This window comes from Vagococcus vulneris, assembly GCF_003950515.1.
GTDB classification, from domain to species: Bacteria; Bacillota; Bacilli; order Lactobacillales; family Vagococcaceae; genus Vagococcus; species Vagococcus vulneris.
Window position 1 is genome coordinate 121,517 of record NZ_NGJS01000002.1, and the last position, 21,359, is coordinate 142,875.

Annotated in this window: 24 protein-coding genes; 6 read left to right on the plus strand and 18 right to left on the minus strand. The window is 33.1% G+C overall.

The genetic code is table 11. The annotated features are described in order from the left end of the window. Positions 1-17 precede the first annotated feature (17 nt). The 6 genes from CBF37_RS02175 to rpsB all read right to left on the minus strand — a co-directional run bounded on the left by CBF37_RS02175 (position 18) and on the right by rpsB (position 4,958). The gene (locus CBF37_RS02175; protein WP_125983078.1) at positions 18-806 is read right to left on the minus strand and encodes a phosphatidate cytidylyltransferase; all 789 of its coding nucleotides are present in this window, start codon (positions 804-806) and stop codon (positions 18-20) included. Next, positions 806-1,600: an isoprenyl transferase gene (locus tag CBF37_RS02180; RefSeq protein WP_125983079.1), complete on the minus strand. Its 795-nt coding sequence runs from the start codon at positions 1,598-1,600 to the stop codon at positions 806-808. Before CBF37_RS02180 ends, CBF37_RS02175 begins: the two co-directional genes overlap by 1 nt. 166 nt (positions 1,601-1,766) lie before the next feature. Next, on the minus strand, positions 1,767-2,324 hold the full coding sequence (frr, locus tag CBF37_RS02185) for a ribosome recycling factor (RefSeq protein WP_125983080.1): 558 nt from the start codon (positions 2,322-2,324) through the stop codon (positions 1,767-1,769). A 1-nt stretch (position 2,325) separates the two neighbouring features. Then, on the minus strand, positions 2,326-3,048 hold the full coding sequence (gene pyrH / locus CBF37_RS02190; RefSeq protein ID WP_125983081.1) for a UMP kinase: 723 nt from the start codon (positions 3,046-3,048) through the stop codon (positions 2,326-2,328). Between the two features lie 107 nt (positions 3,049-3,155). Next, positions 3,156-4,034 (minus strand): translation elongation factor Ts, encoded by an 879-nt coding sequence (tsf, locus tag CBF37_RS02195; RefSeq protein ID WP_125983082.1) that lies wholly within the window; start codon positions 4,032-4,034, stop codon positions 3,156-3,158. A gap of 135 nt (positions 4,035-4,169) precedes the next feature. Next, a complete protein-coding gene (rpsB, locus tag CBF37_RS02200; protein ID WP_125983083.1) occupies positions 4,170-4,958 on the minus strand; it encodes a 30S ribosomal protein S2 in 789 nt (262 codons plus the stop codon). A 271-nt stretch (positions 4,959-5,229) separates the two neighbouring features. On the opposite strand from rpsB, the gene CBF37_RS02205 reads away from it, so the two are divergent. Continuing rightward, positions 5,230-5,853 carry a histidine phosphatase family protein gene (locus CBF37_RS02205; protein ID WP_125983084.1) on the plus strand — a complete coding sequence of 208 codons (624 nt, stop codon included), beginning with the start codon at positions 5,230-5,232 and terminating at the stop codon, positions 5,851-5,853. Between the two features lie 70 nt (positions 5,854-5,923). Further along, the gene (locus CBF37_RS02210; protein WP_125983085.1) at positions 5,924-6,508 is read left to right on the plus strand and encodes a hypothetical protein; all 585 of its coding nucleotides are present in this window, start codon (positions 5,924-5,926) and stop codon (positions 6,506-6,508) included. A gap of 29 nt (positions 6,509-6,537) precedes the next feature. Here CBF37_RS02210 and CBF37_RS02215 read toward each other — a convergent pair whose 3' ends face one another. Continuing rightward, the gene (locus CBF37_RS02215; RefSeq protein ID WP_125983086.1) at positions 6,538-7,167 is read right to left on the minus strand and encodes an MBL fold metallo-hydrolase; all 630 of its coding nucleotides are present in this window, start codon (positions 7,165-7,167) and stop codon (positions 6,538-6,540) included. A 133-nt stretch (positions 7,168-7,300) separates the two neighbouring features. Between CBF37_RS02215 and CBF37_RS02220 the strand changes: the two genes are divergently transcribed. Then, positions 7,301-8,686: a hypothetical protein gene (locus CBF37_RS02220; RefSeq protein ID WP_125983087.1), complete on the plus strand. Its 1,386-nt coding sequence runs from the start codon at positions 7,301-7,303 to the stop codon at positions 8,684-8,686. A gap of 35 nt (positions 8,687-8,721) precedes the next feature. Here the strand turns inward: CBF37_RS02220 and CBF37_RS02225 are convergent, their stop codons facing one another. Continuing rightward, positions 8,722-9,222 carry a PTS sugar transporter subunit IIA gene (locus tag CBF37_RS02225; protein WP_125983088.1) on the minus strand — a complete coding sequence of 167 codons (501 nt, stop codon included), beginning with the start codon at positions 9,220-9,222 and terminating at the stop codon, positions 8,722-8,724. Between the two features lie 150 nt (positions 9,223-9,372). Between CBF37_RS02225 and CBF37_RS02230 the strand changes: the two genes are divergently transcribed. The 3 genes from CBF37_RS02230 (at position 9,373) to rpsT (ending at position 12,618) form a co-directional block, all read left to right on the plus strand. Then, positions 9,373-10,212 (plus strand): undecaprenyl-diphosphate phosphatase, encoded by an 840-nt coding sequence (locus CBF37_RS02230; RefSeq protein WP_125983089.1) that lies wholly within the window; start codon positions 9,373-9,375, stop codon positions 10,210-10,212. Between the two features lie 157 nt (positions 10,213-10,369). After that, a complete protein-coding gene (locus tag CBF37_RS02235; RefSeq protein ID WP_125983090.1) occupies positions 10,370-12,235 on the plus strand; it encodes a heavy metal translocating P-type ATPase in 1,866 nt (621 codons plus the stop codon). 128 nt (positions 12,236-12,363) lie between these two features. Next, the gene (gene rpsT, locus CBF37_RS02240; protein ID WP_125983091.1) at positions 12,364-12,618 is read left to right on the plus strand and encodes a 30S ribosomal protein S20; all 255 of its coding nucleotides are present in this window, start codon (positions 12,364-12,366) and stop codon (positions 12,616-12,618) included. A gap of 53 nt (positions 12,619-12,671) precedes the next feature. Here rpsT and holA read toward each other — a convergent pair whose 3' ends face one another. From holA to CBF37_RS02290, 10 genes are read right to left on the minus strand one after another with little or no spacing between them, the layout of a single operon-like run. Then, entirely contained in the window at positions 12,672-13,685 is a 1,014-nt protein-coding gene (holA, locus tag CBF37_RS02245; protein WP_125983092.1) for a DNA polymerase III subunit delta, read from the minus strand. A 20-nt stretch (positions 13,686-13,705) separates the two neighbouring features. Then, entirely contained in the window at positions 13,706-16,048 is a 2,343-nt protein-coding gene (locus tag CBF37_RS02250) for a DNA internalization-related competence protein ComEC/Rec2 (protein ID WP_125983093.1), read from the minus strand. After that, a complete protein-coding gene (locus tag CBF37_RS02255) occupies positions 16,026-16,511 on the minus strand; it encodes a ComE operon protein 2 (protein ID WP_125983094.1) in 486 nt (161 codons plus the stop codon). The genes CBF37_RS02250 and CBF37_RS02255 overlap by 23 nt, the downstream gene beginning before the upstream one ends. Positions 16,512-16,540: 29 nt before the next feature. Further along, positions 16,541-17,227 carry a helix-hairpin-helix domain-containing protein gene (locus CBF37_RS02260; RefSeq protein ID WP_125983095.1) on the minus strand — a complete coding sequence of 229 codons (687 nt, stop codon included), beginning with the start codon at positions 17,225-17,227 and terminating at the stop codon, positions 16,541-16,543. 55 nt (positions 17,228-17,282) lie between these two features. Then, the gene (locus CBF37_RS02265; protein WP_125983096.1) at positions 17,283-18,335 is read right to left on the minus strand and encodes a SepM family pheromone-processing serine protease; all 1,053 of its coding nucleotides are present in this window, start codon (positions 18,333-18,335) and stop codon (positions 17,283-17,285) included. Positions 18,336-18,345: 10 nt separating this feature from the next. Then, positions 18,346-18,837 carry a pantetheine-phosphate adenylyltransferase gene (gene coaD, locus CBF37_RS02270; RefSeq protein ID WP_125983097.1) on the minus strand — a complete coding sequence of 164 codons (492 nt, stop codon included), beginning with the start codon at positions 18,835-18,837 and terminating at the stop codon, positions 18,346-18,348. Between the two features lies 1 nt (position 18,838). Next, the gene (rsmD, locus tag CBF37_RS02275) at positions 18,839-19,396 is read right to left on the minus strand and encodes a 16S rRNA (guanine(966)-N(2))-methyltransferase RsmD (protein ID WP_125983098.1); all 558 of its coding nucleotides are present in this window, start codon (positions 19,394-19,396) and stop codon (positions 18,839-18,841) included. Between the two features lie 37 nt (positions 19,397-19,433). After that, complete coding sequence (locus tag CBF37_RS02280; protein WP_125983099.1) at positions 19,434-19,784, minus strand: YlbG family protein; 351 nt, start codon at positions 19,782-19,784, stop codon at positions 19,434-19,436. Beyond that, positions 19,774-20,214 carry a YlbF/YmcA family competence regulator gene (locus CBF37_RS02285; RefSeq protein ID WP_240626642.1) on the minus strand — a complete coding sequence of 147 codons (441 nt, stop codon included), beginning with the start codon at positions 20,212-20,214 and terminating at the stop codon, positions 19,774-19,776. The genes CBF37_RS02280 and CBF37_RS02285 overlap by 11 nt, the downstream gene beginning before the upstream one ends. Then, the gene (locus CBF37_RS02290; RefSeq protein ID WP_125983100.1) at positions 20,207-21,346 is read right to left on the minus strand and encodes a CAP-associated domain-containing protein; all 1,140 of its coding nucleotides are present in this window, start codon (positions 21,344-21,346) and stop codon (positions 20,207-20,209) included. Before CBF37_RS02290 ends, CBF37_RS02285 begins: the two co-directional genes overlap by 8 nt. Positions 21,347-21,359: the final 13 nt, after the last annotated feature.

Consider the following 21,359-nt stretch of genomic DNA (forward strand, 5'->3'; position numbering starts at 1 on the left):
AAGTCTTCCTTTCTTTTTTAAAATAAACCAAACAGATGCATTAGTGGAAATACAAATAACAGACTGTCAAACCGGTCTAAAATACCACCATGACCAGGCAAAATTTTACCAGAGTCTTTTACACCATAGTGTCTTTTATAAGCTGATTGAACGAGGTCTCCCATTTGACCAACTACTGAAAATAGTATTGTTAAAATAACCATCGCAATTAAAGAATAACTGAAAGAGACAAATAATCCATAAATTAAGCTGACAACCACGGCACTTAATACCCCGCCGATTGCCCCTTCTATGGATTTATTCGGTGAAATATGCGGTGCTAATTTGTGTTTACCAAATTTCATACCAAACATATAAGCACCAATATCTGTTGCCCAAACAATAAACAACGCAAATAATAGAATACTTACACCAGCTTCTCTGGCCAACACAAAATTTTTGAATCCTATTCCAACATAAATACTTACTAATACAGGAAATGCAGCTTCATCAAAGGTATAAGTATTCTTTGAAAAAACTGGAAGCATAAGAATAATCATAATAGGTAAATAGAATAATGATGCCGAATCAAATGTCGATGGCAAAAAACTTAATGTTTCTGTTCCTCCAAGTATCAGACAAACAACTGTTAAAATCGCCAGCACACCCTCAAAACTAGTTAACTCCAAACCTTTCATATTAAATAACTCATACACACCTACTGCACCAAGAAGTGCTGCTGCTAATTGTAAAGGTATACCTCCAATCACAATCAATGGAATAAAAATAAGTAAAGCTACTACTGCTGTAATGACACGTTGTCTCATTACGCCTCATCTCCTTTTTTCGTTTCATTCAGTCCGCCAAATCGTCGGTTTCTTGCTTGAAAGATGCCGATGGCAGCTTCAAAATGATTTATCGTAAAATCCGGCCAATACTCTTCAGTAAAGACTAATTCACTGTAGGCAATTTGCCAAAGGAGAAAATTACTAATACGTTCTTCTCCACTTGTTCGTATAAGTAGTTCAGGATCTCGTAAAGTCGGAGTCAACATACCTGTCATTAAGTAATCCGAAAATACCTCTTCCGTTATCTCTTCCTGTATATTGCCTTCTTTAGAATCCACTATGATTCGATTAATAGCTGTCAGCATTTCAGCACGACTACCATAATTCAATGCAAAATTAAGTATCATTCCAGTATTACTTTTAGTTTGCTCAATCGCATTTTCCACAGCTATCTTTGTATGTTCTGGTAAATATTCAGTAAATCCCATAACTTTGACTTGAACATTTTCTTGAATTAATTCAGGTACAAACTCATCAAAAAAATCAACCGGAAGTTTCATTAGAAAATCAACTTCATCAGTAGGCCGTTTCCAATTTTCAGTTGAAAAAGCATACAAAGTTAAAACTTCAACTCCAAGTTGACTAGCATGCTTCGTAATTTTTTTAACGTTATTCATACCCTCTCTATGCCCTGCAACCCGTGGCATAAATCTCTTTTTTGCCCAACGTCCATTACCGTCCATAATAACAGCAATGTGCTTGGGTATTGGTTTATCTTTATCAAATAAACTATCCATTTCCGTATTCTTCTTTTTATTTAAAAAATTTAACATAAGAAGCCCCCTAAAAAAGACTTTAGACTATCGTTATTATTGTAGCAAAGACTAAGTAAAAAACCTATTAAAATCCAACAATTGTTAAGTAAATTTAAAAATAACTTGCTACATAAAGAAAGCGGATCTGACTTCATAGTCAAACCCGCCTTCTTTTGTACTATTGTTAAACTTCTAATAATTCTTTTTCTTTTTCTTCAATAATCGCATCAATGTTTTTTGAGCTTTTATCAGTAATTGTTTGAACATCTTTTTCTAAACTATGAAGCTCATCTTCGGTGATATCCTTTGATTTTTCAAGTTTCTTTAATTCATCAATTGCATCACGACGAATATTACGGATAGCAATTTTAGCATTTTCGCCGGATTTGCCTACTTCTTTAGCTAATTCTTTACGGCGCTCCTCTGTTAATTGAGGAATCACTAAGCGGATAACTGTCCCGTCATTAGCCGGACTAATACCAATATCACTTGCCATAATTGCTTTTTCAACATCACCGATGATTGATTTGTCAAACGGTGTTACCATTAAAACACGTGCTTCTGGAATAGTAATTGACGCCATTTGATTTAATGGTGTTGGGACACCATAGTATTCAACTTGAATGCGATCCAATAAACTCGCATTGGCACGTCCTGCACGAATCTGACCTAGTTCACGTTGTAAACTTTCTTCTGATTTTGTCATTTTTTCTTTTGCATCGTTTAATACTGTTGTTTGCATATTATTTCCCCCTTACTGTTGTTCCAATTTGTTCGCCTAAAACAACACGTTTAATATTTCCCGGTTCATTAATGTTAAAGACAACCAATGGAATATCATTATCCATACTTAAGCTGCTGGCGGTAGAATCCATTACTGAAAGTCCTTTTGAAATGACATCTAAATGTGTCAACTCTTCAAATTTAGTAGCTGTCTTATCTAATTTCGGATCAGCAGAATAAACACCATCGACATTGTTTTTAGCCATTAAAATAACATCTGCTTCAATCTCTACAGCTCTTAGTGCCGCGGTGGTATCCGTTGTAAAGTATGGATTACCAGTTCCACCGGCAAAAATAACAATCCGTTCTTTTTCTAAATGTCGAATAGCACGACGACGAATATACGGTTCAGCAATTTGACGCATTTCAATCGATGTTTGTACACGCGTAGGTACACCTAAATTTTCTAAAGTATCTTGTAAAGCAAGGGCATTCATAACAGTTGCCAGCATCCCCATGTAATCTGCTTGCGAACGCTCCATGCCCATTTCAGCACCAATTGTTCCACGCCAGATATTTCCACCACCAACTACGATTGAAATCTCAGTTCCCAAATCATGAACATCTTTAATTTCTTTCACTAATTTGCTGACAATAACCGGATTAATCCCAAAGCCCTTATCTCCGGCTAATGCTTCTCCGCTTACTTTTAATAAAATTCGACGATACTTAGGTTCGCTCATTTTGTTTACCTCCGCTAATTACTTAATTTACAAATTGTTTTTATTCTAAAAAAAGAACGCATATATCATATATAATAATAAATGCGCTCCATAACGTCAAATTATGCTTACTTCATTTGGCTCATAACTTCATCAGCAAAGTTTTCTTCGCGTTTTTCTAGTCCTTCACCAACTTCAAAACGTACAAATCCTTTAACAGTTGCACCTTTAGAAGCTGCATACTTCTCAACTGTCATGTCTGGATCTTTAACAAATGGTTGGTCAACTAAACAAATTTCAGCTAAGAATTTGTGCATACGTCCATCAACCATTTTTTCAACGATATTAGCAGGTTTGCCTTCGTTAAGTGCTTGTTCAGTTAAAACTTTTTTCTCATGTTCTAGCTCTTCAGGAGATACTTGGTCTTTAGTTACGTAACGAGGATTGATTGCTGCAACGTGCATTGCGATGTCTTTAGCAACTTGCTCATCAGTTGTTCCAGTTACTTCAACTAAAACAGCAATGCGTCCGCCCATATGCAAGTATCCACCGAAAGCAGCGTTATCTTCTTTTTCTAATACTTCAAAACGACGGAAGCTGATTTTTTCACCGATAACAGTTGTCGCTTCGATTAAATCAGTTTCAATTGTTCCAGTATCAGTTTTAACTTTCATTGCTTCTTCCATATTAGCAGGTTTGTTTTCAACCATTAATTTAGCAATGTCTTGCACTAATTTTTGGAATTTTTCATTCTTAGCAACGAAGTCTGTTTCAGAGTTTATTTCAACGATAGCTGCTGTGTTACCTTCAACATATACATTTGCTAAACCTTCAGCAGCGATACGGTCATTTTTTTTACCAGCTTTGGCCATACCTTTTTCTCTTAATAAATCGATGGCAGCTTCCATATCACCTTCGACTTCAACCAATGCACGTTTAGCGTCCATCATACCAACGCCAGTACGTTCACGTAATTCTTTTACTAAAGAAGCAGAAATTTTACTCATTATAAAGATCCTCCTTGAATTTTAAAAACTGTATTTTATCATTTTTTAGACAAAAAGCCGCCTTAGGAACACAACGTCCGGCTACTTTGTTCACCTTGACCCGCAACCTAAGACAGCCAATTTTATACTTATTGATTATTCAGCGCTTTTTCCTTCAACAACTTCTACAATTTCTTCGATTGAAGGTGCTTCTTCAGCAACTTCCTCAGCTGCTGCAAATGTTTCTTCGACAACTTCATCTTCACCTTGACGACCTTCGATGAATGCATCAGCCATTTTACCAGAAATTAGTTTTACGGCACGAATAGCATCGTCATTTGATGGGATAACTACGTCGATTTCATCTGGGTCACAGTTAGTATCAACCATAGCTACGATTGGAATATTTAATTTTTGAGCTTCTTGAACAGCAATACGCTCTTTACGAGGGTCAACGATGAACATAACATCTGGAATTCTTGGCATATCAGCGATACCACCTAAGAATTTTTCTAAACGTTCACGTTCTTTATTTAAGCCCGCAACTTCTTTTTTAGGAAGAACGTCGAAGATTCCTTCTTCTTCCATTTTAGTGATTTCTTTCAAACGAGCGATACGTTTTTGGATAGTATCCCAGTTTGTTAAAGTTCCACCTAACCAACGGTGGTTAACGTAGAATTGACCAGCGCGAGTTGCTTCTTCTTTAATTGCTTCTTGAGCTTGTTTTTTAGTACCTACAAATAAAGCGATTCCGCCTTCTTCTGCTACATTTCTCATGTAGTTATATGCGTCATCTGCTAAACGAACTGTTTTTTGCAAGTCGATAATGTAGATTCCGTTTCTTTCTGTGAAGATGTATTTCTTCATTTTTGGGTTCCAGCGACGAGTTTGGTGACCAAAGTGTACACCAGCTTCTAGTAACTGTTTCATTGAAATTACTGCCATTTTTGTTGCCTCCAATAGTTTTATTTTCCTCTCTCACGTTCTACTGTGTGAAGAACTTTATAAATAAAGCACTACTCCACGCATCCCCTGAGATGTGGTATTTGATCATGTATACTTAAGTTACATAACCTTTTGTATTATAGCGTATCAATAATAAAATAGCAAGTTACAAAGTTCATTTCCATTAATATTACTATATTATTTTGATAAATTATGCAAAAGATTTATAATAGAAAATTGTTAGATACTTTACTGAGAAGGGAATTTGTTTATGACAACATTTTATTGTGTAAGACATGGAAAAACAGAATTTAATCGTGACGGTATTTTTCAAGGAGGCCTCGTCGATTCACCGCTTTTACCTGAAGGAATCAAGGGAGCTCACTTGGCTGGAAAAGCACTAAAAGATATAAAATTCGACTTAGTAATTGCAAGTCCTCAAAAAAGAGCTCAAGATACTGCTAAAGCGATTATTGAGGAAAGACAGGATAACCTCATAATTAAAACAATCGAAAATTTGCGTGAAATGAAATTTGGTGATTGGGACGGAAAATATCAGACTGACTACTTGGATCATCCTCAATTTAAAATGCTTGTAGAATCCCCTCAACTTTATAACCCAGTTGAATTTAATGGTGAATCCTACGATGAATTGATTGAGAGAACGACAAATGTATTTCACACTATCTCCAAAGAAAATCCTGATAAGAATATTTTAGTCGTAGCACATGGTTTAACTTTACTAGCCGTCCTTCATACATTGACTGGGGGTTGTACTGCTGATATCAGAAAAAATGGTTTTCTTGATAATACTAGTATCACAACACTTGAATTCAATTCAAATGATAACTTATACTCAATAACTAATTGGAATAATACCGATCATCTAAAATAACCATACTCTTTCAGATCAATTCATGATAAACTATCTAAGTTGACTTTTTGACTTAGAAGGGGAACTGTCTATGAGAAAACAATTTTATCGTATATTAATGGGGTTCGATAGATTAAATTGGACGCTGTATCTTTTAAATATCGGCATGCTACTTTTTAGTATCTTGACCTTTATGAATTTTGATAAAACACTAAAAGATTTAACCGTAGCAATCGGAATGTTAGCAATTTTCAAAGGATTTTTAAGCTTTATTTTCTTTTATACGATTCAATCAATTTTAAATGTACACGAGATAAAGTATTTATATTCAATCCATGCTTTTTTAAGTATTATCTTAGGTATCTCAATCATTTATAATATCTTTTCAAACTCATTGTTAGGAATGTTTCTAATTATCCTTTGGCTTATTATAGATGCTATTGTTCAACTTATCATAGTATTCATAACAGCACACTTTGATCGAAAAAAGAATTATGCTGAGAAGATACTATCTTGCCTATCCTTGCTTCTTGCAATTATGATTGGCATTCCTTTCATTACTTCTTTCATTCCAATTGCCATATTAGTTGGCATGTATGTATTAAGCAGTAATATGATTTTATTACTCACATATACGATCCCAACTATAAAACACAGAAAGACCTTGTTGAAGTAGCAACAAGGTCTTTTTGTCTCTTGATTTAATTAATTAAAAAATGGATTTGTTTTCTTTTCTTTCCCGATTGTAGTTGGCTCTCGATGACCTGGATAAGCACGCATCTCATCTGGCAAAGTAAATAGTTCCTTTTCAATACTCTCCAACAAAGTTTGACTTTCACCATATGGCAAATCTGTACGACCAATGCTTCCACTGAATAGTGCATCACCGGTAACCACAAAATTATCAAAAACAAAACTAACACTACCTGGTGAATGACCTGGAGTCGGCACCACTTTAAAAGTTAAATCACCAATTGTGTAGGTCTTATAGTTTTCGAACTCATATTCTGCTGGTTGAACAATAATATCAGCCATATCAGAATGATGCATTAAACCAGAAAAATTTAATTTAGGATCAGATAACCACGCTTGTTCTATTGGACTCACATAAACTGGGATACTATATGTATTTCTAATATCTTCAACTGCACCGATATGATCATAATGGGTATGCGTGAGTAAAATAGCACTCGGCATAACACCTGTTTTTTTTATTTCCAATTTAATCTTGTCTGCATTATTTCCTGGATCAACAACGAGTAATGCTTTTTGACTATAAATCAAATAACAATTTTCTTCAATACTTCCTGTAACAATCTGTTCTACTGTAATCATACAATCCCTCCTATAATATGTCACACTAATTATAAAGGATATCAGATTAATAGTAAAAAAATTCCTATTTCACAATAACAATAGCTGATTTTATGATAAAATTGTCTATATATCAAGGAAAGGTGTTTTACACATGATATCGGATTTATTAAGAAAGAGACTAGTATCATTGCGCTTTATTACTTTTGTAATGACAAATGGGATGAATATCTTTCCTATATTAATACTCTCAAAACTTTTTTTAGTACACGAACGGATTGACAAGTATGTTTTACCGCTAATTATGTTTTATTGTTTTAAAACAACCACACTTTTTCTGATTCGGTTCAAACCGATTGAAATGACTAAGTTATTAAAACTATCATTAACCTTTGGAATGATTGGTTCTATCTTAGGTTTTATTTCAGAAATCGGCAGTGCCTCTGCTTTTTCTTTGATTATTGCGATTATTTCGGGCTGTTTCCTTGGCCTCTGCTCAGGAACATTGATGCCAAGTCATTTAACGATTCAATTTCACGAAAAACGCATTAATAACTTTCACTCGACTGGAAAAGAACAAATTTTTTCACTCATTTACGCCTTCTTACTAGTCTTTCTTATTCTAAAACTTGACCAGCATAATTTGGGCTTGTCCTTTATTTTTTTAGGTATCAATATCGCACTCTTAACCTTAGTCTTAACTACCTATCCAAAGTATCATCTTAAAGAATCAATTCCTTATCCTAATTATTCAATAATTGAAACTATTTTTCTTTTTGTCACAGGCTTTTTATCTATTTTGATTTTAAAAAGTGCCAAAAAAGTTGATATTGGACAAATTATTTTTCCTATCTTGCTGTTTTTATTATCAATCTCACTGATTTATTTATTTTATATTGTGTACATCAAAAAGAATCGTATCCTGTCATTACAATTTATCAGTGCTATTATTTATAAAGGGATGCTAACAAATTTCATTTTAGTTTTCTGCACTTTTTATCAATTACTTTATCACGGCTCAAAAGCCTTTTATCTGGTTTATTTTATCTACTTAATAGCAATTATCGTCACACCACTTATCAAAAAAATTTACATACGCCTTGTTTCTTCGCGACAACTACATCATTACGTCGCTACCTTTTTAACAATTAGTTTACTCTTTTTAGCAGTTACCCAGACCTTTTACATTGGCGTATTCTTTCTAACTGTAATTAGTACAGAATTAAATCAGCAGTTAAATGAAGTTGCATACAGTAATCCTAAATTACCTAAAGATTATCGTTTAATAGTCAAATATCGGTTGAATAATATTGGCTCGATTCTGCAGCAAGTTATCATGTTTACAATTTTATTTATCACGACAAAATTACTGCATTCTGCATCTTTAAGCGAAATGTTTCATGATTATAGTTACAAAACCGCTAACCTAAATACTTTACAACCACTGAAAGTAACAAAAATAATTTTATTGTTTATCTTTATTTTTTTCATTCCAAATTTAACACGCTTCATTAAAAATAAAACTGATAATCAATTATAAAAAAAGCTACCTTTTTAAAGGCAGCTTTTTTTATATTATTTTAGTTCAGCCTTACCTACCGGTTCTTTAGGCTCAACAGCACCATACTTCGCAATTTTTAGAGATTCATTTCCACTAGTAAAAATAATAATTAAATCATTATCTTTTTCAGCTTCAGCTAAAGCAGCTAAATCAACATCTGCAAGCTGTGTATCTTTAGTCACTCTGTCGCCTTCTTTAACGTGAATTGTAAAAGGTTCACCTTCCAATTCAACCGTGTTTATCCCCATATGAAGTAAGACTTCAACACCATTTGTCATTTTTAGACCTATTGCGTGTTTTGTAGGAAACACGTTTAGAACTTCACCCTCAACCGGTGAATAAACCTTACCATTATTAGGGATAACGGCATAGCCATCTCCCATCATTTTTTCAGAAAAGACTGGATCTTTTACTTCAGTAATTGAAATTAATTTACCCTTTGCGACTGCATAGACCTCATTATTTATTACTGTTTCTGGGGTTTCCTTTTTATTTTTCTTGAAAAATCCAAACATATTAGCTGCACTCCATTCCTATAAAATATACTTTAATTAAGTTATACCATATGTCTGTTACTGTTTACAACCAAAGAAGTATTTAATTTTAAATGTAATTAAGGTATACTTTAAAGTATTATTTATTATTTGTTAAGAAAGGTTGTTCTCATGGATTTTATTAATATTTTAAAAGTTATTATTTTAGGTATTGTTGAAGGCATCACTGAGTGGTTACCAATCAGCAGTACGGGACATTTAATTTTAGTAGATGAATTCATTAAACTAAATGCCTCGGATGCCTTTAAAGAAATGTTTAATGTCGTTATCCAACTAGGTGCCATCATGGCCGTCGTTGTTCTCTACTTTCAAAAACTAAATCCCTTCGCCTTCAAATCAAAAACTAAACAAGAAAGAGGCGATACATGGACTTTATGGTTCAAAGTAGTTGTTGCATGTATTCCTGCAATAATTGCTGGTCCATTACTTGATGATTTTCTAGAAGATCACTTTCATAAATTTCTTCCTGTTGCACTAATGTTAATTTTATACGGGATACTTTTTATAGTTGTAGAAAACCATAATAAAAACAGATTACCTACTACTACAACACTAAATGGACTAACCTACCGCATAGCTTTTATTATCGGACTTTTCCAAGTCTTGGCACTGATACCAGGAACATCTCGCTCTGGAGCGACAATCATCGGAGCCATTATATTTGGTTGCTCAAGATTCGTTGCTGCCGAGTTTACCTTCTTTTTAGGCATCCCAGTAATGTTTGGAGCAAGTGCTCTAAAAATCTTTAAATTTGTTTATCGTGGTAATTCGTTCGGATCAACCGAAATTATTTTACTATTGATTGGAAGTATCGTTGCATTTGTTGTATCGATTTTAGCTATTAAGTTCTTAATGGGATACATTAAGAAAAATGATTTTAAAGCTTTTGGCTGGTATCGCATTATACTCGGTATTATCTTAATCATTTACTGGTTAGCTACATCTATCTAATTGAGAATTATATTTAAAATCAACTTAAAGGGAAATCCTTATTTAATAAGGATTTCCCTTTATCATTCTCATTGATAATGACTATCGTTTCCAACTAGATTATAATCATTACAATCTGTCTACCTTTATGATATACTCACTTTGAGGAGGGATAGACATGACTAAAATAAAACAATTACCCGTCAGTATGTGGACAACTATTATCTGCGGAGTAATGATGATTATCGGTTATATAATACAACAACAGCAAATTAGTTGGTATCCTATTATTTTTATCAGCGGTATGCTTATTGGTGGTTTTGAACAAACAAAGGACGGTATACTTGATACAATTGAAGATCGTCACCTGAATGTCGACCTGTTAATGGCTTTAGCTGCTATTGGTGCTTGTCTGATTCAGTATTATTTTGAAGGAATTATGCTTACTTTTATTTTCTCTTTAAGCGGTGCATTAGAAGAAATGACAACAAACCAAAGCAAAAAAGAAATTGAAGCACTGATTAAAATTCAACCTGAAACAGCTATCAAAGTCAATGAAACAGGTGAAACTATAGAGGTTCCCGTACAAGATCTTGCTATTGGTGATATTGTATTAGTACCAAAAGGAGCAAATGTTCCAATTGATGGTGACTTAATTACTAATTTTGCAACAATTGATGAAGCTAGTATTACAGGTGAATCTATTCCTGTTGATAAACAGATGAATGACGCTATTTTTGGTGGTACAATTAATGCTGGACATGCTTTTCAAATGATTGTTACAAAAATTTCTAATGATACACTTTTTAGTAAAATAATTAAATTGGTCGAAGAAGCTCAAAACACTCCATCTCAGACGGCTAGTTTTTTAAGTCGTTTTGAAAATGTATATGTTAAAGTCATCTTAATTATAGTACCTTTGGCCATTATTCTTCCGTATTTCTTACTTTCTTGGTCATTCGAGGAAAGTTTTTATCGTGGCATGGTACTATTAGTTGTAGCTTCGCCTTGTGCCTTAGTAGCTTCAGCTACACCAGCAACTTTAGCCGCCATTTCAAATGGCGCCAGAAATGGCATTCTCTTTAAAGGAGGAATTTATCTAGAATCTTTAGCAGATATTAAAGCTATTACTTTTGATAAAACGGGAACACTAACTAATGGTACACCCCAAGTAACGGATGACTGTTTTATTAATAATCCAAAAGAAGACACATTAAATATGCTGATTACACTTGAAAGTAATTCAACTCATCCATTAGCTGCAGCTATTCTTAACCATTATCCAACCAATCAGTCATATGATTCCAAAATACTTGTTGAAGAAATTGATGGCTGTGGCATGCAAGCCACAGATAATGATGATGTTTGGCGAGTTGGAAAACCTGCATTTGTTACCACACAACCCGTTTCACATGATATTTTAACCCAACAAAACAAATGGCAAACTGAAGGGAAAACTGTAATCTTTATCTCAAAAAATGATACCATTGTCGGATACTTGGCATTACTTGATTTACCTAAAGATGGGGCGTTGGAAACAATTGATTATTTCAACAAATCAGGTGTGGTAACTACTATGTTAACTGGTGATAATGAAAAAACAGCTCATGCTATTGCTAAAAGTCTACATCTTGACAACGTCGTAGCTGGTTGTTTACCTGAAGATAAAACTACTTTTATCAAGCAGCAAAAGAATAACTTAGGTGAAAATATCATGGTTGGTGATGGTATTAACGATGCGCCAGCCTTAGCAAATGCCTCAATTGGTGTAGCAATGGGACAAGGAACAGATGTCGCAATCGATATTGCAGATGTTGTATTAATAAAAAACTCGCTTATCCGTTTATCGTATAGTCATAAATTATCCAAAAAGCTAAAAAGAATTGTCAAACAAAATATTGCATTTTCATTTACTGTGATTGCGTGTTTAATTATTTCGAACTTTGCCGGAATTGTTAATCTTCCTTTAGGCGTTATCGGACATGAAGGTAGTACAATTTTAGTCATACTAAATGGTTTACGGATGTTACAGACTATTAAATAAAGATGACTAATTTTATTCCTCATTCTTATATTAATTATTGCAAACTTAAACGGCTTTCTGTATAATGAGAATGTTAAATTATATTTGAAAATTTCAAATATAAACTCTAAGTCGGAGGTGAATTTAAAATGCCAAACATTGAATCAGCTATCAAACGTGTACGTACAGCTGCAAAATCTAACGAAGCTAACTCAGCTAAATTAAGCACTATGCGTACTGCCATGAAAAAATATGAAGCAGCAGTTGAGTCTAACGATGAAAATGCTAAAGATTTATTAGTTGCAGCTACTCGCGAAATCGATATGGCTTCTGCTAAAGGTCTTATCCATACAAACAAAGCTAACCGTGAAAAATCTCGTCTAGCAAAAAAATTAGCAAAATAAAAAAAACTTGATGATACTTATCCTTTGATTAGTAGTCATCAAGTTTTATTTTTTTATGTTGACAGAATAAATAATTCAAACAGCATTTTTTTATCCATAAAACCTGTCTTTAATTTTAAATCATTTTCAACCAATTCATCGAAAATCTTCCCCAACTCATTCACATCATACTTCTTCACTTCACCGCAAGCCAGCTTAATTCTATAGGGATGAACCTTTAACATATCTACCATATTACTTTGTTGATACTGTATTGATTGTAACAACTTCACTTGTAAATACAGACGAAATTGGCTGATTAAAATAGCATTAATTTTAATAGTTTCTTCACCTTGTTTTAAAAGATCTTCATAAAGTATCATGGCTTCTGCTTTCTTTCCTGTCATAACAAATTTCGTCATATCAAAAATATTATGTTCTAAAGACTTTGGAACGAGCTCAACAACTGCCTTCATCGCTATTTCTTTTGTTTCCAACGAATAAAGGAATAGTTTTTCTAATTCGTTCATTATTCTTGATAAATTCATATCGCATAAGTAACAAAGTCGATCAAACGATTTTGGTTGTATTGTATAACCTGCATTCTCGATGTATTCTAGTACAAACTTTCTCGTTTGCCCTTCATTTAATGGTGATACATCGACAATTACTGCTTCTTTCTTTAATAATTTAACAATTTTCTTTCGTTCATCAAATTTTTCATAAGGTGCAAAAAAAACAAGAATTGATGTAGATGAAGGATTATTTAAATAATTAACCAGTAAATCTATGTTATGAATTAATTCAGACTTTTTCTTCTCACCTGTAAAAAAATACGGATGATCTATACTGATTACCTTATAATCGCCAAAAAACGGCATCATCTCTGCTTCCTCTATAGCCAACCCCAATTCTGTTTCATACATATTAAAATTAATATAATTGAATTCTTCCTCATCAGGTATTAAAGCATTCTTTTTTAATGTTGTCATAAACTCATTTATTAGAAAACTCTCTGTCCCCTGTAAAACATAGACAGATGAGAACTTCTTCTTATTTATATCAGCTAATATTTTTTGCAAATTCAATGCCATATCCCCTTTTTTAACTACTTCTTATTTAACATTTTCTTCATCATTATTTTATTATTTTGATAACCGGTCCATTTAAAATAAACCATTCCATCCAAGTCAGTTCGGAATAAGTGAATATTTCGTGCTTGTACTCTCCGTATTACCTCAGGCGAGGGATGACCATAACGATTTTCAACTCCGCAAGATGCTACCGCATAGTCAGGCATTGTCTTCGCTAAAAATTCAATACTGCTAGAAGTCTTACTTCCATGATGACCTAGTTTCAGTATATCACATTTTAATATATTCTCCCTATAGCGATGTAGCAGCCACTCTTCTCCATCTGATTCAAGGTCACCCATAAGTAATATCTTTGTTTTAGATAATTCTACACTTAAAACCAATGAATCATTATTTCCACCATCTCCTGATTTTTTTGGACTCAAACTCCTAAAAGTGACATAGTTAGACTTAAAAAAATAATTATCTTCAACCGTATTTAATGTTTTAAATGATATTTTTTTAAGAATATTCGAAAAATTTGATTGCTTAGCTGCACCAGTTGTCGTTATCAGCTGCTGAACAGAAAACTGAGTAGCAATATTTTCCAAATCACCAAAATGATCTTCATGAGCATGTGTAATAAATATTTTATCAATTTTACTTGTTCCCTGACTTTTTATAAAGGGAACCAAATGATAGTCACTTGCATACCCCATTTGTTTAGAACGACGCCAACTTTCTTTTTGTCGAAATAGCTTCTGACCGCCAGTATCTATTAGATAAGAAGGCCCATTAAACGGTTCTTTAATAAAAATTGCATCACCTTGACCGACATCTACAAAAGCTGTTATACCAAATGGATTAAACCACTTAAAGTTGGCCAGTAAAATAAAACATAAACTAATGTAAATACCTAATATTATTGAAACTTCTTTCTGAGTAAGTAAATAAATCAAAAAGAACTGGCAAATTATTAATAATATAACAATGATTATTGGCGGTCTGCCAACGATTATTTGAAACAGATCTATATTTGCTAAGAAAGCACTGATTTTTTCTAGTAATTTTAACATAACCTCACAAAAAAGAAAGATACCAGGTCCAAAAAACAAACTTAAGATACTGCTTGCTAAAAGCAGCGGCATAAAAATATAAAGAATAAGATTTGCGAAGACCAAACTAAAAATTACTGTTAATACATTCCATTCGTAAAAATAGAACCAAATTATTGGTAATGACAAAAAACATAATAATGCATCAAATAAAATAAATCGACTAAATGTATCCTTACATTTTAATAAGACTGGCTGAATGATAATGATACAAAAAGATAAATAGTAAGAGAGTTGACCGCCAATCGTTAGTAAAATAAAAGGATTAAATAATGAATGTACCATCAAAGTTAAAGACCAAATATCTAGTGCAGATAATTTATATTTTATTAGTAAACTACCTCGATTAAAAATAGATTGCATACCAGCCCGTAACATACCAACGGCGGATCCGGTAATTAAACATAAACAGATGATAAAAATTATTTCCAAGAAGAATTCTACTTCAAGTAAAGTCCCTAGCCTTAACAAAATATATCTAAAGATAACTATGAAGAAAAAAATATGCATTCCAGAAAGACTGAAAATATGTAAAATTCCCAATTTTTTCCAATTTTTCATTATTTCTTTTTCATCACTATCCTGATATCCCAAAAAGAATACCTTAAAAAAATAACTTGATAATCTAGGCATTTTTTTTGAGCAATAGAGCAAAGCTCTCTTTCGAAGTACTCTAACATGTAAAGAAATGTTAACCATACTCGGTTGATACTCTTGCCTAAATTTCAGTCGGGTAAGTTGAATTTTTCCCAGATAACGTTTTGACTTATAGTAATCAGCTTGATCAAAGCTATGCAAATTTCTGGCAGTATCTATCTCTGTATAATTCCCTATTGCATCAGCAGTTAACGGTCGATAGATACTTCTTATAAATTCTGCTTCTTGCTTTGATGATATTACATAACCAGCTTTAAATCTTTTATGTGACCATTTTTGACCGATAATCACTCCCGTAAATGATGCGTAATCTCCCTTTACCTCAATCGTATCTGGTAAAACAAGGATTTTTTCTGCAAAGGGACGTTCAGAATAAATTAACGTATTTGGTTTTAAAGTTCCGAATATCAGGCCACTGATACCAAAAATAATAACAGTTACAAAAATTATCTTATCGTTTAAAACTATACTTCTTAATATAATAAGCAAACCAATAACTAATGCAGCAGACCAGTTTTTAAAACCGTATATAAATGCTAATTGATAGCACATAACCGGGAAAAAAAAGTAATTACCTAGTTTTCTAATATAAGTCTTCCATCTCATCTCCAAATTCTATTTCAGCAAAATATTTTTTTGAAAGCCTGACTTGTTCAACAGTAACGCCAGCTTGTTGAATCAAACGAACTGCGTAATCATCATTACGGTAGTCTTTAAGGTAGTATATTTTTTTTATACCAGCTTGAATAATCATCTTTGTACATTGCAGACAAGGAAAATGAGTCACATATATCTCCGCACCATCTGTTTTCACACCAAATTTTGCACACTGTAAAATTGCATTCATTTCAGCATGTATTGTCCTTACACAATGTCCATCTACTAAATAACAGCCTTCATCGATACAATGAACGTCCCCACTCACAGATCCGTTATATCCACCGGCAATTATGCGCTTATCTCTAACAATTGTCGCTCCAACTGCTAATCTTGTACAAGTACTTCTTAAAGACAATAATAAACTCTGAGCCATAAAATATTGATTCCAAGGTATTCGTTCAAATGTCATACTATTCCTTCTCTCTGTCATTGATTACTTTATATTCTAATCGATTGACTGAGACTTTCAAATGTTTTTTCGCCGATTCCTTTCACTTTTTTTAAATCCTCAATTTGTTCGAACCGACCATTCTCATCACGGTACTGAAGAATAGCCTCAGCTTTCTTTTGACCGACTCCTTTTAAAGTCATTAACTCTGCTAAAGTGGCAGTATTTAAATTTACTTGCGCAGTACCATTATTCGATCCCACATTTCCGGAAGTAGCAGTATTTGACATCGGTATATTTAAATCAGTCTCCTCGCCTTTTTTGGGAACATAAATAACCATTTGATCCATCACTTTTTCAGCATTATTAATTTTATTCTGGTCACTTTCTGCAATATACCCACCTGCAGCTTCTACAGCATCAATAACACGCATTGAACTGTCTACTATATAGATACCTGGATTTTTAACGGCCCCTTTCACATCTATTTTCCATGTCTCAGACTGTTTATTTTGCGCTTTACGCTGCTCTGTATCCCCGGATTTACTATCAGAATTTATTGTTTTTTCTGTATCCGCCTTTGTCATGCTCACGTTGCTTACTATTTGATTATCATTTACCGGATGTTTTAAGTATCTAAAAAGAATGAAACCAAGTACGAATAACATTAGAAAAATAGTAAGTAATACTTTTTGCAAATTATGTTTATACTTTATTCCTTTTTTCTGCTTCTTCATTCGCTAACCTCCCTAACTATAAAATACAAAAAAAAATCTAGTTTCCACTAGATTTTTAAGGTAAATTATTTAGAAATTTGACTGCGTCATCGAAAGTTTTAACAGGAATAACCTGCAACGTTAATTTGTTTCGTTTAGCACTTTCAACAGCTTCTTGATAATTTGATTTCCAATTCGGTTGTTCTTTTTTTTCTTCCTTAGTTAATTCATCATCAGGTGCAAAAAAGAACTCGGCACCGGCTTTCTCTGCAGCAACGACTTTCTTATCAATGCCTCCAATCGGACCCACTGCTCCATCCGAAGAGATTGTTCCAGTGCCGGCAATGATATGACCTTTTGTCAATTCTTTTTGACTTAACATAGCATATAATTCCAAAGAAAACATTAAACCTGCTGATGGACCACCAACTTCCTCTAAATTAAAAGAAATCTTATCTGCGGTTTTAATATCAATTTTATCAATTAGTGTCACACCGATACCTGATCGTTTCGTATTTGGTAATTTTATCAATTTACCCTTAGTATCAGCCGTTTTTCCAGAGAAATTTTTAAATGTCACTGTAACTTCCGAACCAACCTTTTTATCTTTTAATAGATTAATTAAATCCTTTGAAGTTTCACCTTTTTGACCGTCGATTGCTATAATAATATCCCCGGTTTTTAATTTGCGAGTAAACGGAGATTCTTTAATTACATTTAAGACATACACACCTTCATTAGTAATAGTATACGTTTTATCTGCTTTTGTTAAAGCTACTTCCATCGCTTGAATTTGGGAATTCTTCATATCAATCATTTGAATTTCTTCGTATTCCTTGTAACTGTTGTCACCGATTAAATCTTTTTTAGGTACAAGATCTGTATTTTTTACAAATGGCTGCATTAAATAGTTAGCAACTGTAGCTTGTCTAATTCCCACAGTAGTCATTAAAAATTCACCGTTTAACTTATCCCGTTTTCCGTTCACAGACATATAATCCTTGAGTGACTCGGCGGTACCAGGCATTTCTAAGTAATAAGGTACTGGTATAACGGTACAGGCTGCTACTAACAAGATAACACCCAACAGAAAGTATTGCAGGAATTTTTTTTGTTTAAACTTTTTCACTAGACACCTTCTAACTTTTTCTTAGTTTTTTATCCATCGCTTCTCGTACATTACATGGAACAAACTTAGAGATATCTCCATTAAATTTTGCAATTTCTTTAATCATTGACGAACTGATACTGCTGTATTTTTCATCTGCTAAAAGAAATACCGTATCAATTTCAGCTGCCATCTGACTATTCATAAATGCTATATTTTTTTCATATTCAAAATCTTGGCTGTTTCTAATCCCTCTAACTAAAAAAGATGCTTCAAACTTTTTGGCAATTGCAACAGTTAATTCATCATCATTGACGTATACAGTCACATTATCAAAGCACTTTGTTGCCTCAATAATCAGACTTTTTTTTTCCGTTGATGTGAAAAAAGCTTGTTTACTAGTATTTGTACCAATACAAATAATTATTTCATCAAACATTTGGCTTGCTCGTTCAACAGTATTGAGATGTCCATTGGTAAACGGATCAAAACTGCCCGCAAAAATCGCTTTTCTTTTTTTCATATTATTCACCACTATTTCGATAGATTACAATCTTAGTCAAACTGTATGCTTGCTCTCTAATTTTTGTTAAACTACCGATTTGATCCGGTAAGTCAAACTTTTTATCAACTTCACACACGACACGCGCGTCTGAATTAATTAAACTGCCAGATAACATTTCACGCAGCTGTATTTCTATTTTTTGTTTTGCGTATGGCGGATCTAAAAAGACTAAATCAAACTTAAGGGCCTTGACACTCAACCATGGTATTGCCTTATCCGCATCCATCTTTGTAACAACAAACTTTTCAGCTGATTTAGTCAATAATGTATTTTCTTTTATAACTTGGATAGCTTTAAAATGATTATCAAAACAATATGCTTTAGCGCATCCGCGAGATACAGCTTCAATCGCTAAATTACCGCTACCACTATATAAATCTAAAACAATGGCATCATCAAAATAAGGACCGATAATATTAAATATCGACCCTTTAATTTTATCACTTGTTGGTCGTGTGTTATCTCCAGATAATGAATGTAATTTACGACCTTTGAATTCTCCAGCGATAACTCTCATTAACAAGTTCCTTCTTCCTTTATCGAATAAAGTATAATTAATCAGTATAGTCAGCTAATCTGATTTTCGTTTTTTGTTCTTCAAATTCCAATGGTTCCTCTACGTTTGAGAAATCTTTATTTCCCAATCGGTTATTAAAATCCATATTAATATCAGGCCTAAGAGACTTATCAACTCGTCGAACAAAAAAGAGTTTTTCCAACTTATTTTGGATTGAATGAACGTCTGTCTCATCAACATATATTAAAACGTATTTCATTTTTCGGGAAACGTAATGGACATACCCGAAACGTTTCAGCTGCTTTAATTGCTTAAAACTATAAACCCAAATAATTAAACCACGTCTTGGATTAATTTGAAAGTCATTTGTGATTTTGTTATTTACCATGACATCCACCTCCACAACCTCTGCTCGCAAACTCGAAAAATGGATTGCCAGCATCAACTTTTATTTTCTCAGAGATACTTTTTGAAATATCCAATGCTAGATAATCTAGCACATTTTGTAATTCTGTTTCTGATTGTTTATAGACTAATACTGTCGGGTTCGTATCCAATGCTCTTTTTTCTTTACGTAATTTCCGTCTGGCTTCTCTAAATCCCGGTGCATAATTACCATACGGTTCAATACGCTCAAATACTGATTTAGCTTCTTGAAATTGTGAAATTAATGCTTCAACTTCAAGATCTTCTCGGAGTGCACGTTCATGATTTAAGTAGCTTTTCACAGTTGAACTGCTTAACAATTTATCTTTAAGACAAAAAACACAATCTTCTAATTTAAATAATTCTTCATTTATTATCACTGCTTTATTCACTACTTTCTTCAGTTTTTACGGTCTCAACTGGTGTCTGTTTACTGAAAAACATCAGCATACTATTCTTTTGAAAAGAAATACCGATATATTTATCTTTCGTATGCAACAACTCTTCATGATAAGAACGACTGCCATATAAAGAACTAACCATAAATGGAATATCTGTAGCCGGTTGATAATATAAGCCATGTGTATTTTTTTTATTAAACCCAGCTTCTTTAATTAAACGATTCATCATATCCTCATTAAAATTAATAATATCCGACTGTGATAGCTTTGTTTGGTAATCCGCCCAAATTAAGTTTTGTTCGTCATCTAAAACACTCTCAGGTTTCTCAAGAAAACTATCTAAAGATTTTGTTGTTTCACTTTGCAAATGTTCATCGAACGTATATTGCAACCTATGGTCACGTGATCTCAATAAATTCAATAATTGCAGTGTTTGTTGCCGATTATCTTCATTAATTACTTTCCAATCAATTGCATCCGAAAGCTGTGGTTCGTATTTATTTATACCATCAAATGGATAAGGAGCTAATTTTAGTAAAGTTTCCTTATCTAAGTAACGAATCGATATTAATTGACCTGTTGTCTGATTTAAATGGAGCATAGCAAAAGTTCCATTATTGAACGATACTAACGGACGATAATTCATATCATCTTCTGTTAATTCCATCCGATATATTTTATTATCAAAATTAATTTTAAATGTCGAAAAAATTGTTGTAATTTCTGATAAATCAGCTAAATTCATATCGATACGGAATGGATCCGTATCTAAGTGATTTCCCAAAATAAAAATATTCGATACTTTACCCTTCGAAATTCCTACTTGATAAAAGTCTGTCAAAGAACTTCCATAAACCAACCATTTTATATCAAATGCTGATTGATAAGTTTTTGTAGGATTTGGGTGTTCTTTCAACCAATCAGCTTCAGGTGTTCCAATTTCCAATGCCATCCCACTTGCATTTAATTCATTATGTAGCATGTTAGCTGGTTTATAGGATTCTTCAATAACGTCTAATTTATTCTTTACTGGAGGTGTATTACGAGAAGCAAGCACGGGTTTCATATACACTACAACAATCACAATACTAAAACAGATAACAAACTGCCAAAAACGTTTCATGCTTCTCCACCAC